The following is a 16,362-nucleotide window of genomic DNA, read 5'->3' on the forward strand; positions in this document are numbered from 1 at the left end:
CGGGCGAGGGTGGCTGGTCATTGCGGCCGCTCCGCCCGCGCTTTGAGGTAGGCGATCAGTGCGGCCCGTTCGTGCGGTGTCAGCCGGTTGAGGCGCGCGCGCACCGTCGATCGCATCATGCCAAGATCGCGCGGTGCAAGCCCCTCGCCGGTCGTCAACAGATGGTCGAGCTGTTCGATATTATAGGCGCCGGCGATATCGAGATCCGGGGTGAAGTCGACATAACCCTGCAGTTTCGAATTGTGGCATTCGGAGCAGACGAGCATGGCGACGTAGCGGCCATACGCATGGTCGCTTCCCAGATCCGCAGGCTGCTCGCGCCGAAAGCGCGCCGCGATCTCGGGCGCCGGTCGCATCTCTCCGGTCTCGATCAGGCGAAAAAAGAGCGGCCCTTTTTTAAGGGGCGGCATGGGCTTGCCGCCCGGAGGCACCGTCCGAAGATAAGCAATCAGCGCTGCCATGTCGGCATCGCTCAGGAATTGCAGCCCCTCCGACGGCATGAACCAGAACTCGCGGCCGTCCTTCGGAATCCCCTGGCGCAAGGCCCGCTCGAATTCGGCGTCGCTATATCGCGGCATCAGCAGGCTCAGGTTCGGGGCATTCATGTCACCCATTTCGGGCTCGTCGGCAGAGACGTTCGTGCCCTGAAGGGTGGCGCCATGACACGCCTCGCATCCAAGCAGCACGGCGATCCGCTTCCCATGCGCCAGTTTTGCCTCGACGCCGTTATAATCCGCACCGTCGAGCGAGAAGCTCGCGCGCGCGCCGGTTGGCGTTGCCGGTTGCTGGCAGCCGGCAAGCGCCAACGCCGCGATAGTCAGGACAATGTGACCGCCACCTGTCATCTATCGGCCCGACTGGTCGGCGGCGGGCTTTTTCTTGCGGATCAGGTGGCTGTAAACGCCGACCAGATTGATCCCGAGGAGCGCGACATTCTGCCATCCAATGCCTTCGCTTTCAGGCTGCATAAAGCCCCATGCGATCAGCGCGAGGCTGCTCGTCACGAAGATGACGAACGCCCAGCCGTTCCACCGCTCGCCGAGGTTGAGCGAGACCAGCAGCGCGGCAAGCGTCGATGCCGCGGCGCCATAATATTGCAGCGCCGTCAGAAGCGTGTCGCTCATCCGCCGGTCGCCCCGAACACGAATTCGAGCTTCAGCCCGTCGGGGTCGGCGAAGAAGACCGCATAATAGGTCGGACCATAGCGCGGATAATCGGCGGGTGCGTCGAGGATCGTCGCGTCGATGTTGCGCAGCAAATCGTGGAGGGCATCGACATCGGCTCGGCTGTCCGCCGTCCACGCCAGATGATGCAGCCCCGGCGCGTACCGGTCGTGCGTCCGCGCAGCGCCTTCGCCGCGTGCCTCGATGATTCCGATCGAGTGAAAGGGCTCGCCTTCGCGGTCCCAGTCGGTTCCATGATCATGATCCGCCGCGCGCCGATAGCCGAGGAAGGCGAGCACCGCATCATAGAAGATGCGCGAGCGTTCCTTGTCGGTGACCGTCAGGTCGATGTGATGGAGAAGCCCGCGCATGCTCATGCCAACGCGCCGATGATGGCGAAGATGCCGGAGCCGGTCAGAAACGGCCAGCCGATGTGCTTGCCGCGGGTATAGACGGCATCGAACAGCCCGGTCGCGGTCCAGGCCGCCCCGATCACGAGGATAAGGCTCTGCGGCGTGCCGGGCCAGACGACAGATGCCGCGGATACCAGCATCAGCAGCGACAGGGCATGCCAAGCCAGGCGGAACACCTTGCGCGCCAGATCGACGTTCATGATTCCCTGATCGAGCGTCAGAAGCGGCTGGATCAGCCGCCGCTCGCCAAGAAAGCCATGCACCAGGGCCGTCGTCGCCATGAAGGCGGCCGACAGCCAGAGCCAGGTCACGCGCCGGCGCCAATCAACTCGCGGCCGATCAGCATGCGGCGAATCTCGTTTGTACCCGCGCCGATGTCGAGCAGCTTGGCGTCGCGCCAGTAGCGCTCGACCGGCCAGTCCTTGGTATAGCCCGCGCCGCCGAGCGCCTGGATCGCTTCGCCCGCGACCTTCACCGCATTCTCGCTCGCGAGAAGGATGCAGCCTGCTGCGTCGAAACGCGTCGTCTGCCCCGCGTCGCAAGCCTTGGCGACGTTATAGACATAGGAGCGCGCCGACTGGAGCATGACATACATATCGGCAACCTTCGCCTGCATAAGCTGAAACGAACCGATAGGCTTGCCGAACTGCTTGCGCTCGCGGACATAGGGAATGACCGTGTCGAGGCACGCCTGCATGATCCCGAGCTGAAGCCCGGCGAGGACGACGCGCTCATAGTCGAGCCCTGACATCAGCACGCCGACGCCGCCATTCTCGGGCCCCATGACCTGCTCTTCGGAGACTTCGCAATCGTCGAAGACGAGTTCGGCGGTCGGCGATCCGCGCATGCCGACCTTGTCGATCTTCTGCCCGATGCTGAACCCCGGCATGTCCTTCTCGATCAGGAACGCCGTGATGCCGCGCGATCCGGCTTCGGGGCTGGTCTTGGCGTAAACGACCAGCGTGTCGGCGCAGGTCGCGTTGGTGATCCAGAATTTGGTGCCGTTGAGCAAATATCCGCTGCCCCTTTTCTCGGCCTTCAGCTTCATCGAAACGACATCGCTGCCCGCGCCGGCTTCGGACATCGCAAGGCTGCCGACATGCTCGCCGCTGATCAGCTTGGGCAGATATTTCGCCTTCTGCTCGGCATTGCCCCAGCGCCGGATCTGATTGACGCACAGGTTCGAATGCGCGCCATAGGAGAGGCCGATCGCGCCGCTCGCGCGCGACACTTCCTCGACCGCGATCACATGCTCGAGATAGCCGAGCCCGAGGCCGCCGAAGTCTTCCTCGACGGTGATGCCGTGCAGGCCAAGCTCGCCCATCTGCGTCCACAGTTCGTCGCGCGGGAACCAGTCGTCGGCATCGGCCTTCGCGGCGAGCGGCGCGATCTGCTCGTCGGCGAAGCGGGCGGTGGTGTCGCGGATCATGTCGGCGGTCTCGCCGAGCGCGAAATCGAAATCGGGGGTAGCGCGCATGGAAGTCCCTTCGGTCGGGGCGGAACACCCGTCCTGTCTGCCCGAAAGCGTCAGCATATGAAAATTGAAACTTCACACGTCTCAGCATAAGTAGAATTTATGATAAAGCGTTCGCACATCCGCCAGTTCCTCGCCGTCGTCGACGCGGGCAGCTTCACGCGCGCCGCGCAGCAGATCCGCGTGACGCAGCCCGCGCTGTCGACCGGAATCGCGGATCTCGAACGTCTGGTCGGCGCCCCGCTCTTCATCCGCAATCGCCGCCAGATCCGCCTGACCGAAGCGGGCGGTCGCTTCCTGCCGATCGCCCGCGACCTTGAACGCAATTTCCGCGCCGCCGATGGTTTCGGGCGCGCCGAGGAAAGCGACAAGCCGGTGCTCAAACTCGGCACGATCCGGTCGGTGCCCGGCGCGTTCTTCCAGAATGTCACCGCGCTGTTGGCGCGCGATTTCGGACTCGAGATCAGCGAGAATAGCGATTCCGAATTGCGTGCGGCCGTTCACGGCGGGCGCCTCCACATGGCGATCGTCCCGCTGCGTTCGGGCGAACATGAACCGCACGTCACTCCCTTGTATGAAGAGCCCATCGTCATGTTCGTCGCCGCCGACCATCCGCTCGCGGGGCAGGGAGAAGTCGCGCCCGAGGATCTCGCCCCCGAAACGATGATCGCGCGCCGAGCCTGCGAGTTTCTGGACGCGACGAGCCGCTTTTTCACGCGCCATCGCGTCCGCCCGCGCTTTGCTCTGCGCAGCGACAGCGACGATCGATGCCTGCGCATGGTCGCGGCGGGCGTCGGGATCACGACCGCGCCCGCTTCGCTCGCGATCGACGGCATCGTGCCGCTCAAAGTCAGCGGCTATGATTTTCGCCGCGAGCTCGGCCTGCTCATCGATCCGGCGTGGCGGACGCAGCCGGACATGGAACAGCGCATCGCCCGCGCGCTTCCCGCGATCCAGCGTGCCGCGGCCGACTGGCAGGAGGCAAGGGTCGATGGCTAGTCGGGACTCGGGGCTCACAAGTCTGGCTTGCAGCGCCAAAAGCCCATACAGCTTGCCCGCCGTCCTGAGCGGCGGCAAGGGCGAGGCATGACCGATACGCTGACCCATCTCGACCGGCTTGAGGCCGAGAGCCTTCACATCCTGCGCGAGGTGATGTCGGACGCGGTGAGGCCGGTGATGCTGTACAGCGTGGGCAAGGACAGCGCGGTGATGCTGCATCTGGCGCGCAAGGCGTTCTATCCGTCGCCGCCGCCGTTTCCGCTGCTCCACGTCGATACGACGTGGAAGTTCCGGGCGATGTACGAGCTGCGCGACCGCATGGCGGCCGAGAGCGGCATGGAGCTGATCGTCTATCAGAACCCGGAGGCGAAGGCGCGCGGGATCAACCCGTTCGACCATGGCCCGCTCCACACCGACATGTGGAAGACCGAGGGGCTGAAGCAGGCGCTCGACCTTCACGGCTTCGACGTCGCGTTCGGCGGCGCGCGGCGCGACGAGGAAAAGAGCCGCGCGAAGGAGCGCATCTTCTCGTTCCGCACCGCGACCCATGGCTGGGACCCGAAGCAGCAGCGGCCCGAGCTGTGGAACCTCTACAACGCCCGGAAGGCAAAAGGCGAGAGCATCCGCGTCTTCCCGATCTCGAACTGGACCGAGCTCGACATCTGGCAATATATCGCGCGCGAACAGATCCCGATCGTCCCGCTCTATTTTGCCGCGCCGCGGCCGACGGTGACACGCGACGGCCTGCTGCTGATGGTCGACGACGACCGCTTCCCGCTGTTGCCCGGCGAGACGCCGGCCCTCCGCTCGGTGCGCTTTCGTACCCTGGGCTGCTATCCGCTGACCGGCGCGGTCGAGAGCGAGGCGACGACGCTGTCCGAGGTCATCCAGGAGATGCTCCTCACCACGACCAGCGAACGGCAGGGCCGCATCATCGACAAGGACGGCGGCGACGCCAGCATGGAGAAGAAGAAGCAGGAGGGGTATTTCTGATGACCGACATCCCCGACGCTCCTGTTTATGTCACCGACGCGCTGATCGCGGAGGATATCGAAGCCTATCTCGCGCAGCATCAGCAGAAGTCGCTGCTGCGCTTCATCACCTGCGGGTCGGTCGACGACGGCAAATCGACGCTGATCGGGCGCCTGCTCTATGACAGCAAGATGATCTTCGAGGATCAGCTTGCCGCGCTCGAAGCCGACAGCAAGCGCGTCGGGACGCAGGGGCAGGAGATCGACTTCGCACTGCTCGTCGACGGCCTTGCCGCCGAACGCGAACAGGGGATCACGATCGACGTCGCGTACCGCTTCTTCACGACCGAGAAGCGCAAGTTCATCGTCGCCGACACCCCGGGGCACGAGCAATATACGCGCAACATGGTCACCGGCGCCTCGACCGCCGACCTTGCCGTCATCCTGATCGATGCACGCAAGGGCGTGCTGACGCAAACGCGCCGCCACAGCTTCCTTGCGCACCTGCTCGGCATCCGCAACATCGTGCTCGCGGTGAACAAGATGGACCTTGTCGGCTATGACAAGAGCATCTTCGAGCGCATTCTCTTGAGCTACCGCGCCTTCGCCAGCGAGATCGGTATCACCCAGTTTACCGCGATCCCGATCTCGGGGTTCAAGGGCGACAATATCACCGCGCTGTCGGACAATATGCCCTGGTTCAAGGGACCGGTGCTGATCGAGCATCTCGAGACGGTCGAGATCGGCAGCGCGGCCGACGAGGGCAAGCCGTTCCGCATGCCGGTGCAGTGGGTCAACCGCCCGAACCTCGACTTCCGCGGCTTCTCGGGCCAACTCGCCAGCGGCAGGGTCAAGCCCGGCGAGCTGGTCCGCATCCTGCCCAGCGGCAAGACCACGACGGTCAGCCGCATCGTGACCCTCGACGGCGATCTCGACGAAGCGGTTGCAGGCCAGTCGGTGACGCTGACGCTCGCCGACGAGATCGACTGCTCGCGCGGCGACGTCATCGCGGCTGCCGATGCGCCGCCCGAGGCGGCCGACCGGTTCGAGGCGACGCTCGTCTGGATGGCCGACGAGGCGATGATCGCGGGGCGCGCCTATTGGCTGAAGCTGGCGACGCAGAGCGTATCGGCCACGGTGCAGGCACCCAAGTACGAGATCAACGTCAACACGCTCGACCATCTGGCGGCCAAGACGCTCGAGCTCAACGGCATCGGCGTCGTCGAGCTGTCGACCGACAAGCCGATCGTGTTCGAAAGCTATGCCGACAATCATGCGCTCGGCGGGTTCGTGCTTGTCGACAAGCTGACCAACGCGACCGTCGCGGCGGGGATGCTGCACTTCAGCCTGCGCCGGGCGCAGAACGTCCATTGGCAGGCATCCGACATCGACCGCGACATGCGCTCGTCGCTCAAGAACCAGCGGCCCGCGCTGCTCTGGTTCACCGGCCTGTCGGGCTCGGGCAAGTCGACGATCGCCAACCTGGTCGAGAAGCGCCTGCACCGCATGAACCGGCACAGCTTCCTGCTCGACGGCGACAATGTCCGCCACGGGCTCAACCGCGACCTCGGCTTTACCGAAGCCGACCGGATCGAGAATATCCGCCGCGTCGGCGAGGTCGCCAAGCTGATGACCGACGCCGGGCTGATCGTGATCACGGCGTTCATATCGCCGTTCAGGGTCGAGCGCGACATGGTGCGATCGATGCTGCCCGAGGGCGAGTTCATCGAGGTGTTCATCGACACCCCGCTCGCCGAAGCCGAGCGCCGCGACGTCAAGGGCCTCTACAAAAAGGCCCGCAGCGGACAACTCAAGAACTTCACCGGCATCGACAGCCCCTATGAACCCCCCGAGGCACCGGAAATCCGCATCGACACCACCACGATGACACCCGAAGACGCCGCAGACCTGATCATCGATCGCTTGCTGGGATAAGTATGGCCGAGACCGACGCTCAACTCGCTGCAAGGCTCGCGACCGCCGCTGGCGACATTCTCCTCGCGCTGCGCGGGCAGGGCGCGCTCGAAGGCAAGGCGCTCGGCAAAGCGGGCGACGATGCGGCCAATGCCATGCTCTGCCGCGAAATCCGCGCCGCCAGGCCCGATGACGCGCTGCTGTCCGAGGAGGAAAAGGACAATCCGGCGCGCTGCGGTCAAAGCCGCGTCTGGATCGTCGACCCGCTCGACGGCACGCGCGAATATGGCGAGGGCCGTGACGATTGGGCCGTGCATGTCGCGCTGGCGATCGACGGGGTGGCGAGCGTTGGCGCGGTGGCGCTGCCGGGCGCCGGCATGACGCTCTCTTCGGAAGCGCCGGCACCGCTTCGTCCGGCAAACCGCCCGCTCAAGATGCTCGTCAGCCGCACGCGGCCAGCGGCCGAAGCCGTCTATGTTGCGCAGCAACTCGGCGCCGAACTGCTTCCCATGGGATCGGCGGGGGCAAAAGCGATGGCGGTCGTGCTGGGGCAGGCCGATATCTATCTTCATACCGGTGGCCAATATGAGTGGGACAACTGCGCCCCAGTCGCGGTCGCACAGGCGGCAGGGCTGCACGTCAGCCGCGCCGACGGTTCGCCGATCCGGTACAACAATGCGAATCCCTATCTGCCCGACCTGCTGATCTGCCGCGCCGAGCTGGCCGGCGACGTGCTGCGGTTTGCGGCACAATATTCGCCCACTTAAGCGAGCGGCCATTGCCAGCGGCGCGCCCGCGCCTTAATCCGTTGCATCCGAAAACCAAATGCGACGGGAGACGCGCGATGACCGACCTGCCCACCACCAACATTGTCATGCTGACGCTTGCAAAGCCCGAAGGGCAGCTCGAGGTCTATTTCGAACGCCGCCCGATGCCTGAACCCAAGCCGCACGAAGTGCTGGTGAAGGTGCTGACGACGCCGATCAATCCGTCCGACCTCGGCCTGCTGTTCGGCGGCGCCGATATGTCGACCGCGCGCGCCGGCACACGCGACGGCCTGCCGATGATCACCGCCGACATTCCGCCGGCGGGCATGCGCGCGATGGGCGGCCGCATCGGCGACGCGCTGGCGATCGGCAACGAGGGTTGCGGAATCGTCGTCCAGGCCGGGGACTCGCCCGAAGCGCAGGCGCTGGTCGGCAAGACCGTCGCGCTGCTCGGCGGTGAGATGTACGCCGAATATCGCTGCCTGCCGGTCCAGATGACGATGCCGTTGCCCGACGGCACCGATCCCGTCGACGGCGCTTCCTGCTTCGTCAATCCGCTGACCAGCCTGGCGTTTACCGAGACGATGAAGGCCGAAGGCCATAGCGCGATCGTTCACACGGCGGCCGCGTCGAACCTCGGGCAGATGCTCGTCAAGATCTGCGCCAAGGACGGGATCCCGCTCGTCAACATCGTGCGCAGCGACGCGCAGGTCGAGATTCTCAAGGGTATCGGCGCGCAGCATATCGTCAACAGCAGCGCCGACGATTTCATGGATCGCCTGATCGATGCGATCACCGAGACAGGCGCGACGATCGGCTTCGACGCGACAGGCGGCGGCAAGCTGGCCGGGCAGGTGCTCACCGCCATGGAAGCGGCGGCAGTGCGTCGCATGACGACCTACAGCCGCTATGGCTCGGACACCTTCAAGCAAGTCTATATCTACGGTGCGCTCGATCTCTCGCCGACCATTTTCGCGGCGCGCAGCTTCGGACTGACCTGGTCGCTTTCCGGATTCCTCCTGACCCCCTTCATGCAAAAGGCGGGGATGGAAACGGTGGGCCGGATGCGCAAGCGCGTCGTCGACGAACTCACGACCACGTTCAAGAGCCACTACAGCCACGAAGTGTCGCTGGCCGACGCCCTGAACCTCGACACCGCAAACGCCTACAACGCGAAGCGCACCGGCGAGAAATATCTGATCCGACCATCGGCGGGCTGAGCGGCTGCTAGCGAGCGGGCGCGGACGATTTTGATATATTCCCCGGCGAAGGCCGGGGTCCAGAGCGTGCTTGCGCAACATCGACTCTCCAACGCCCTGGGCCCCGGCTTTCGCCGGGGAACACGACGGGTCAACTTCCCCGGCTTTCGCCGGGGAAGTTGATGCATCGGGTAAGCGACCGCTCACCCCTCCTTTTCGGACATGTCAAACTCGGAGCTGGTGGCGGTAAGCGACAGAAAGCAGCGTTTTCTATTAACGTCATCCCGCTCCATCATCGTCATCCCGGACATGATCCGGGATCCATGACTTCGGCGGTTGCTTGGCCTCCGGATCAGGTCCGGGGTGACGAAGGGGAGAATGGCCGCTCTCCACCCCCAACCGGGCACCCCGCTCAAACCTGCTCGCTCATCGCTCGCAACAACCCCCGCCAATGTTCGCTCAGCCGCCGCTGGAACAGCATCAGCTCGAACCCGTGCCGTGCGGCGTGGCGCTGCGGGATCGTGTCCCAGCCGCGATGCTCGACGGTGATGCGTGTTTCGGTACCGACCGGCTCGAATCGCACATCGACTTCGGTCGCCTGATCGGGCGCGAAGCTTGGGACGCGCCAGCCGAACGCGAGCAGTTCGCCGGGGCGCCAATGACGCACTGGCCCAATCTCCCATTCTTCGCCATCGTCGAAGCGCGTGACGAGGCGCCCGTCGGGTCCTGCGGGATCGAAGCGCAACATGCCGTCGCCCTTCGGCGAGAGCGGGAAGAGCGGGTGGCTTTTCCACCAGCGCCCGATGCCGCGCGTAAACGCCGCAAACGCCGCCTCGGGAGTTGCGGCGACGCGCAGCGCGACGATCACCGCGGCGGTCATTGGGGGGCGCTCATTCGTCGTCCTCGAGATGGCGCTTGAATGCCGCGAGCTGGTGCGTCCACAACGCCTCGGTCGCGGCCAGCCAGCGTTTGAGCTCGTCGGTCGCGCCATCCTTGAGGCTGTAGATGCGCACCCGCGCGTCGAAATGGGGATGCCCGTCCTCGACCAGCCCGCCTTCCTTGAGCGCGCGCAGGTGCCGGCTCATCGCAGGCGGCGCGAGACCCAGCGCGCCGGCCAGTTCGCCTGCGCTTCGCGGCCGCTCGCCGAGCAGTTCGATCACCCGCCGCCGTTTGGGGTCTGCGATCGCCGACAGCATCCGGTCGAATGCGGCGCTCAATCGTCGAGCCGCGTCTTGGTCGTAAAGCCGCCTTCGGCGTCCCATTCGTCCGAGCTCTTTTGCTCGACCGTGACGCCGAAGGTCCAGATATGCCCCTCGGCATCCTTCGCGCGATAGGTGCGGTCGCCATAAAATTGGGTCTCGGGCTCGGCGACGATGTCGGCGCCTGCCGCGCGCGCGCGTTCGCAATGCGCGTCGATATCCTCGCCGATGCCAAGCTGGACATGGACGGTCTGGCTATTCTTGCCGCCCAGGTTCACCGGGCTGCGGTGATCGTCGGACCATTCGTTGCCGATCATGATCGTCGAGGCGCCATATGCCATTTCGCTGTGTGCGAGGTTGCCCTGTTCGTCGAGCAGCACGAACACCGGCTCGAACCCGAACGCTTCCTCGAGCCAGCGAAACGCGGCCTTGCTGTCCTTGTAACAGACGGCGCTCGAAAGCCCTTTGCCGCGTGGATGATCTGTCATGCCGTGTCTCCCGAGTCGGTGATTTGATTTTCAATATCTATAATATTTTCCACAAAATGAAAATACATGCAATTGTGCGTGAAGTTGCTAGAAAACCGCATGACAATCGATCTCGCCCGCTGCGTCGCCGAAGCCTATGACATCGCCCTGCCGCACCGCGGCCAGGGCAAGGTCGCCGACTATATCCCTGCGCTCGCCAGCGTCGATCCGAACCGCTTCGGCTTTGCGCTCGCGCTGCCCGACGGCACCGTCCACAGCGCAGGCGACGCCGACATCCCGTTCTCGATCCAGTCGGTGTCAAAAGTCTTCACGCTGGCGCTCGCGCTGCGCCGCGTCGGCAGCTCGCTGTGGGACAGCGTCGGGCGCGAGCCGTCGGGCAGCGCGTTCAACTCGATCGTCCAGCTCGAAAGCGAACAGGGAATCCCGCGCAACCCGCTGATCAATGCCGGGGCGATCGCGACGACCGACCGGCTGATCGACGGCCGCGACGGCGATGCGACGGTCGACGAAATCCTGAGCTTCCTGCGCGCCCGTGCCGGCGACGACAGCATCGCAATCGATGGGGAGGTCGCCTCGTCCGAAGCGCAGACCGGCGCGCGCAACCGCAGTCTCGGCTATTTCATGGAGGCGTTCGACAATCTGCGTCACCCCGTCGAGACCACGGTCGGCGTCTATTTCCGCCAATGCGCGATCGCGATGAGCTGTCGCCAGCTGGCCAAAGCCGGCCTTTTCCTTGCCATGGAGGGCCGCGATCCGCTCAGCGATGAGCAGCTGATCGAACAGCATCGCGCCCGGCGCATCAACGCGATCATGATGCTCTGCGGCCATTATGACAATTCGGGCGAATTTGCCTTCCGCGTCGGCCTTCCGGGCAAGAGCGGCGTCGGCGGCGGCATTCTCTGCATCGCGCCGGGGCAGGGGTCGATCGCGGTCTGGTCGCCGGGACTCAACGACGCGGGGACATCGCTGGTCGGTGCGATCGCGCTCGAACATTTCGCCTATGCGGCGGGATGGTCGGTGTTCGATTGATGCTCGACCCTGATCGGCGACTAATCGTCGACCAGCGTCATGCGAACCTTTGCCGTGCCCGTGCGGTGCATGCCGATTTGCTTTGCTGCAGCCTGTGAAATGTCGATCACGCGACCGCGGCCCCAAGGCCCGCGGTCGTTGACGCGCACGATGACGCTCTTGCCGTTGGCAAGATTGGTGACGCGGATCCGGGTGCCAAAGGCGAGCGTGCGGTGCGCGCAGGTCAGATCGTCGGGATTGAAGGCTTCGCCGCTTGCAGTACGGTTTCCGGCGAGTTCGCGACCGTAATAGCTCGCCATCCCGCTGCCGATGTCGCTTTCCTCGGCCTGGGCGTCGTCGTCGCCATTCCGCTCTTGTGCAACCGCCGGCATCGCCAGCAGCAGCGGCAGGGCTATTGCCATGATGCGCCGCATGTTTTCCCTCCCCCCGTTGGGTGCGCGCCAAAAAACAGCGCGGGCGGCTTGTGGCAAGCCGCCCGCGCTACGCTGGTACGATTCTGCGATCAGACGTCGAGGTTGGCGACGCTCAGCGCATTGGTCTGGATGAAGTCGCGCCGTGGCTCGACCTCGTCGCCCATCAACTGTTCGAAGATGCCGTCGGCGACGTCGGCCTGCTCGGTGCGGACGCGCAGCAGCGAGCGGTTCGACGGGTCGAGCGTCGTTTCCCACAGCTGTTCGGCGTTCATTTCGCCCAGCCCCTTGTAGCGGCTGATCGACAGGCCCTTGCGACTGTTGGCAAAGATCGCGTCGAGCAGTTCGGACGGGCGCGTGATCGGGCTCGACTTGGCGCTCACTGCGGCGGGCGCTTCGCCATTTTCGCCATCGGCTTCCGCTTCGACTTCGACCGGCGCGCTGCCGAGCTTCACGAGGCGGCCCGGGCTGGCATAGGTTTCGGTCTGCTCGCTGGCGAGTTTGTGCATGCGGCGTGCTTCCTGGCTCGCCAGGAACGCGGCATCGACGACATGATGGTCGCTGACCCCGCGCCAGCGGCGCTCGAGCGTGTAACCGCCGCCTTCGACCGCCGAGACGGTCCAAACGGCTTCGGCGCCGCCGGTCAGCGCGCGCTCGGCGATATTGAGCCAGCTTGCGGCCGTCGCTGCCGCGCTGTGACGCCCCGCTGTGTCGAGGTCGGGATCGAGCGCGCCGGTGAGCGCAAGCGCTTCGACCAGCCCCGCATCGAGGCTGCGCGGCACATAGCGCATCAACGCGCGCAGGCGCCGGCCATGCTCGATCAGTCCACGCAGATCCGCACCCGACCGCGCGCCGCCCGGCGTTTCGAGCAGCAGCGCGTCGATGCCCGCATCGACCAGATAATTTTCCAGCGCGCTATCGTCCTTCAGATAGACTTCGCTTCGCCCCTTCGCGACTTTGTAAAGTGGCGGCTGGGCGATGTAGAGATGGCCGCCCTCGATGATCTCGGGCATCTGGCGATAGAAGAAAGTGAGCAGCAGCGTGCGGATATGCGCGCCGTCGACGTCAGCGTCGGTCATGATCACGATCTTGTGATAGCGCAGCTTTTCGAGGTTGAACTCGTCGCGGATTCCCGTCCCGAGCGCCTGGATCAACGTCCCGACTTCCTTCGACGAAATGATGCGGTCGAACCGTGCGCGTTCGACGTTCAGGATCTTGCCCTTCAGCGGCAGGATCGCCTGCACATGGCGGTCGCGCCCCTGCTTGGCGGACCCGCCTGCCGAATCACCCTCGACCAGGAAGAGTTCGCATTTCGCAGGGTCGCGCTCCTGGCAATCAGCGAGCTTGCCGGGCAGGGAGGCAATATCCATCGCGCCTTTGCGCCGCGTCAGTTCGCGTGCCTTCTTCGCGGCTTCGCGCGCCGCGGCGGCGTCGATGACCTTCTGGATCACCGCTTTTGCATAAGCGGGGTTTTCTTCGAGCCATTCGGTCATACGGTCGGCCATCAGGCTTTCGAGTGGCTGGCGCACTTCGGACGAGACGAGCTTGTCCTTGGTCTGGCTGCTGAACTTGGGGTCGGGCAGCTTGACCGAGACGATCGCGGTCAGGCCTTCGCGCATGTCGTCGCCCGTCAGCGAGACCTTTTCCTTTTTCAGGATGCCCGATTTTTCGCCGTAGCCGTTGATCGTGCGCGTCAGCGCGGCGCGAAATGCTGCGAGGTGCGTGCCGCCGTCGCGCTGCGGAATATTGTTCGTGAAGCAGAGGACATTTTCATAATAGCTGTCGTTCCACTCGAGCGCGACGTCGATGCCGATGCCGTCGCGCTCGCTGCTGATCGCGATCGGATCGGGCAGCAGCGCATTCTTGTTGCGATCGAGATATTTGACGAACGCCGCGATGCCGCCTTCATAGAACAGATCGTGCGCGACATGCTCGGCGTGGCGCGCATCGACCAGCTTGATCCGCACGCCCGAATTCAGGAAGGCGAGTTCGCGGTAACGATGCTCGAGCTTCTCGAAATCGAACTCCAGGACATTCTTGAACGTGTCGGTCGAGGCCGAGAAAGTAACGCGCGTCCCCTTCTTGCCCGCGGGCGCGGGCCCGTTGATCTTGAGCGGCGCAACCGAATCGCCATGTTCGAAGCGCATCCAATGTTCTTCGCCGTCGCGCCAGATCGTAAGCTCGAGCCATTCGGACAGGGCATTGACGACGCTGACGCCGACGCCGTGCAAGCCGCCCGACACCTTGTACGCATTGTCCTCGCTCGTATTCTCGAACTTACCCCCAGCGTGGAGCTGGGTCATGATGACTTCGGCCGCCGAAATGCCTTCCTCGGCATGGATGCCCGTCGGGATGCCACGGCCATTGTCCTCGACGCTGACCGACCCGTCGCTGTTGAGCGTGATCAGGACGAGATCGCAATGCCCTGCGAGCGCTTCATCGATTGCATTGTCCGAAACCTCGAACACCATGTGATGCAGGCCCGACCCGTCGTCGGTATCGCCGATATACATGCCCGGCCGCTTGCGCACCGCATCAAGGCCCTTCAGGACCTTGATCGAATCGGCACCATAAGCGTTGGTATTGGGCTGTTTGGAGGCGCTTTCGGGCGCGCTGTTCTCGGGGGTGTCTGTCATAGCGATTATATAGGGTCGAGGGGCATAAAACCCAAGCGAAAATGCGCCTCACGCCGCTTTCCGATGGCCCGTTGCGCGCGCGCGCCGCGACGGCTAGTTTCGGGGCATGAAACATCGCCTCCCGACCCCGCTCGCCGCTGTCCTGATTGCCTCGCTCGCTGCGTGCAGCCAGCCTTCGCCGCCCGCCGATAATGCGCCCGCGCTTCCCGGCGAACCGCTTGCGACGCGCGCGGTGATGATCGGCACCGAAGGGCCAAGCCTGCCTGCCTGCTCCAGCATTTCGCGCGTCAAGGCCGGCGGCACCGATGTATTTTGGGGCCCGGGCGAAACGCGCGCCGTGAAGGCGAAGATTGCGGGCGGCGCGAAAGTCTCGGTGTGCGAGGCGACCGACGACGACGCCTGGTTCGGTATCGTCTTTTCGGCGCCCGGAACGGACGAGGATATGTGCGGCGTCGCCAAGACCGTTCAGAACGCACGCGAATATCAGGGCCCGTGCCGCTGGGGCTGGATCAAGGGCGGAACGGTTCAGCTGGGGGCTTAACAGCCCTACCGCTTCATGCACTGCCGCGTGTCGTCACGCTTGTATTCGCTGCAATTCCACAGCGCCTTTTCAAACCCCGCCTTGTCGTCGCGGAGGTAGGAGAAGGTCATCGCCGAGCGCTGCATGTCGCTCATCGCGTCGCTGTCGGGCTTGAGGCCCGGATTGGTCCACCCCATGAATTTGCAATAGGGCTTGTTGCCGCAGAGACGCAGCGCGGTCGTCACGAAGCTTTCGGGCGCAGCGCGGCGATCGAGTGCGACATAGATGGTGTCGCGCCCCGTCGCTTCGCCCGCACCGGCGATGACCTTCGCGTCGCCGACGGCCGCGTTCGCATCCACGCCGGCAAGAGCGGTCGGCGGCTCGACACCGACCGCGAGGGCGTGGGCGGGCGAAAGCGCTGCCATCTTGGCGATGCCGCCGTCGTTCCCCGAGACCGCGCCGCGAAACGCGCCCGGCGTTCCCCAGAATCCCGGCCAGCGGAAGAAGAGGTGCGTATCGACGATCGCAATCTTCTCGAGGCTGTCGCTCCAATAGGGGCGCACCCAGTCGGTGTGGTAGTGCGTCGCGAGCCCTACGGCAGGGTAGGTTGTGCCCGACAGCATCATCTCGGCATTCGCTTGCGAACGCGCCCATGCAGCGTCTGAATAGCGGCGATTGAGCGCGCCATCGCAGGTGAAGGTGAACTGACAGCCGGTGGTGCGGTCGGATCCCTGAAACACGACGCCGCAGATCGATTTGGGAAAGGCGGGATGCCGCGCGCGGTTGATGATGACCTGGCCGACCGCCTGTTGCCCCTTCGAATCGTCGCCCGCCTCGTAAAGCATCGCGGCGGCAAGGCAGTCGCGCGCACGGGCGCGACCATCGCCGCTCCCCGCATAGACGAACGGCCGTGCGGCGACGAAGCCCTTGGTGACGAGGGGTATCTCGCCATTCTGCGCCTTTGCATCCGCCACGGTGACGGGCGCCAGTTCCATCGGCGCCACTTCGGGGATGATATCAGCAGGCGGTGCAACCGGATGCGGAAGCATGCCATGCTTTCCCGCCCCGGTATGGCTGCTGGAGTAGAGCACCGCGACGATCGCCGCGACGGTGAGCAAGACGAACAGCCAGCCCGTCCAGTCGCGCCGCAAAGGCATCGCCGGTTCGCCCGCCGGGCGCA

Annotated in this window: 18 protein-coding genes; 7 read left to right on the forward strand and 11 right to left on the reverse strand. The window is 64.8% G+C overall.

What is annotated here, in order from left to right:
- Positions 1-17 precede the first annotated feature (17 nt).
- From ACO055_RS02825 to ACO055_RS02845, 5 genes are read right to left on the reverse strand one after another with little or no spacing between them, the layout of a single operon-like run.
- Positions 18-845 carry a cytochrome c gene (locus ACO055_RS02825; RefSeq protein ID WP_422061102.1) on the reverse strand — a complete coding sequence of 276 codons (828 nt, stop codon included), beginning with the start codon at positions 843-845 and terminating at the stop codon, positions 18-20.
- Positions 846-1,124 carry a hypothetical protein gene (locus ACO055_RS02830; RefSeq protein WP_422061103.1) on the reverse strand — a complete coding sequence of 93 codons (279 nt, stop codon included), beginning with the start codon at positions 1,122-1,124 and terminating at the stop codon, positions 846-848.
- A complete protein-coding gene (locus ACO055_RS02835; RefSeq protein WP_422061104.1) occupies positions 1,121-1,540 on the reverse strand; it encodes a VOC family protein in 420 nt (139 codons plus the stop codon). The genes ACO055_RS02830 and ACO055_RS02835 overlap by 4 nt, the downstream gene beginning before the upstream one ends.
- A complete protein-coding gene (locus ACO055_RS02840; RefSeq protein WP_422061105.1) occupies positions 1,537-1,887 on the reverse strand; it encodes a hypothetical protein in 351 nt (116 codons plus the stop codon). The genes ACO055_RS02835 and ACO055_RS02840 overlap by 4 nt, the downstream gene beginning before the upstream one ends.
- Positions 1,884-3,053 (reverse strand): isovaleryl-CoA dehydrogenase, encoded by a 1,170-nt coding sequence (locus tag ACO055_RS02845; protein WP_422061106.1) that lies wholly within the window; start codon positions 3,051-3,053, stop codon positions 1,884-1,886. The genes ACO055_RS02840 and ACO055_RS02845 overlap by 4 nt, the downstream gene beginning before the upstream one ends.
- Before the next feature lie 99 nt (positions 3,054-3,152).
- Here ACO055_RS02845 and ACO055_RS02850 point away from each other — a divergent pair, with 99 nt between their 5' ends.
- The 5 genes from ACO055_RS02850 to ACO055_RS02870 all read left to right on the forward strand — a co-directional run bounded on the left by ACO055_RS02850 (position 3,153) and on the right by ACO055_RS02870 (position 8,921).
- A complete protein-coding gene (locus tag ACO055_RS02850; protein WP_422061107.1) occupies positions 3,153-4,049 on the forward strand; it encodes a LysR family transcriptional regulator in 897 nt (298 codons plus the stop codon).
- Positions 4,050-4,136: 87 nt separating this feature from the next.
- Positions 4,137-5,042, forward strand: coding sequence for a sulfate adenylyltransferase subunit CysD (cysD, locus tag ACO055_RS02855; RefSeq protein ID WP_422061108.1), 906 nt, complete (start codon positions 4,137-4,139; stop codon positions 5,040-5,042).
- Positions 5,042-6,955 carry a sulfate adenylyltransferase subunit CysN gene (gene cysN / locus ACO055_RS02860; protein WP_422061109.1) on the forward strand — a complete coding sequence of 638 codons (1,914 nt, stop codon included), beginning with the start codon at positions 5,042-5,044 and terminating at the stop codon, positions 6,953-6,955. Before cysD ends, cysN begins: the two co-directional genes overlap by 1 nt.
- Before the next feature lie 2 nt (positions 6,956-6,957).
- Complete coding sequence (locus ACO055_RS02865; protein WP_422061110.1) at positions 6,958-7,701, forward strand: 3'(2'),5'-bisphosphate nucleotidase CysQ; 744 nt, start codon at positions 6,958-6,960, stop codon at positions 7,699-7,701.
- A 77-nt stretch (positions 7,702-7,778) separates the two neighbouring features.
- Positions 7,779-8,921: a zinc-binding dehydrogenase gene (locus ACO055_RS02870; RefSeq protein ID WP_422061111.1), complete on the forward strand. Its 1,143-nt coding sequence runs from the start codon at positions 7,779-7,781 to the stop codon at positions 8,919-8,921.
- Positions 8,922-9,312: 391 nt separating this feature from the next.
- Here ACO055_RS02870 and ACO055_RS02875 read toward each other — a convergent pair whose 3' ends face one another.
- Genes ACO055_RS02875 through ACO055_RS02885 form a run of 3 tightly spaced genes read right to left on the reverse strand, consistent with a single transcriptional unit; the run spans position 9,313 to position 10,587 of the window.
- Positions 9,313-9,780 (reverse strand): SRPBCC domain-containing protein, encoded by a 468-nt coding sequence (locus tag ACO055_RS02875; protein WP_422061112.1) that lies wholly within the window; start codon positions 9,778-9,780, stop codon positions 9,313-9,315.
- A gap of 10 nt (positions 9,781-9,790) precedes the next feature.
- Positions 9,791-10,117, reverse strand: a complete 327-nt coding sequence (locus ACO055_RS02880) for an ArsR/SmtB family transcription factor (RefSeq protein ID WP_422061113.1) — start codon at positions 10,115-10,117, stop codon at positions 9,791-9,793.
- Positions 10,114-10,587: a VOC family protein gene (locus tag ACO055_RS02885; protein ID WP_422061114.1), complete on the reverse strand. Its 474-nt coding sequence runs from the start codon at positions 10,585-10,587 to the stop codon at positions 10,114-10,116. Before ACO055_RS02885 ends, ACO055_RS02880 begins: the two co-directional genes overlap by 4 nt.
- A gap of 99 nt (positions 10,588-10,686) precedes the next feature.
- On the opposite strand from ACO055_RS02885, the gene ACO055_RS02890 reads away from it, so the two are divergent.
- Positions 10,687-11,616, forward strand: coding sequence for a glutaminase (locus ACO055_RS02890; protein WP_422061115.1), 930 nt, complete (start codon positions 10,687-10,689; stop codon positions 11,614-11,616).
- Positions 11,617-11,636: 20 nt separating this feature from the next.
- Here the strand turns inward: ACO055_RS02890 and ACO055_RS02895 are convergent, their stop codons facing one another.
- A complete protein-coding gene (locus ACO055_RS02895) occupies positions 11,637-12,029 on the reverse strand; it encodes a septal ring lytic transglycosylase RlpA family protein (protein WP_422061116.1) in 393 nt (130 codons plus the stop codon).
- An 89-nt stretch (positions 12,030-12,118) separates the two neighbouring features.
- On the reverse strand, positions 12,119-14,662 hold the full coding sequence (gene gyrB / locus ACO055_RS02900) for a DNA topoisomerase (ATP-hydrolyzing) subunit B (protein WP_422061117.1): 2,544 nt from the start codon (positions 14,660-14,662) through the stop codon (positions 12,119-12,121).
- Positions 14,663-14,768: 106 nt separating this feature from the next.
- On the opposite strand from gyrB, the gene ACO055_RS02905 reads away from it, so the two are divergent.
- Complete coding sequence (locus tag ACO055_RS02905; RefSeq protein WP_422061118.1) at positions 14,769-15,203, forward strand: hypothetical protein; 435 nt, start codon at positions 14,769-14,771, stop codon at positions 15,201-15,203.
- A 5-nt stretch (positions 15,204-15,208) separates the two neighbouring features.
- On the opposite strand, the gene ACO055_RS02910 is transcribed toward ACO055_RS02905, so the two are convergent.
- Positions 15,209-16,339 (reverse strand): cell wall hydrolase, encoded by a 1,131-nt coding sequence (locus ACO055_RS02910; protein ID WP_422061119.1) that lies wholly within the window; start codon positions 16,337-16,339, stop codon positions 15,209-15,211.
- Between the last annotated feature and the right edge of the window lie 23 nt (positions 16,340-16,362).

The sequence above is a fragment of the Sphingopyxis sp. genome (assembly GCF_965227415.1).
Lineage (GTDB): Bacteria > Pseudomonadota > Alphaproteobacteria > Sphingomonadales > Sphingomonadaceae > Sphingopyxis.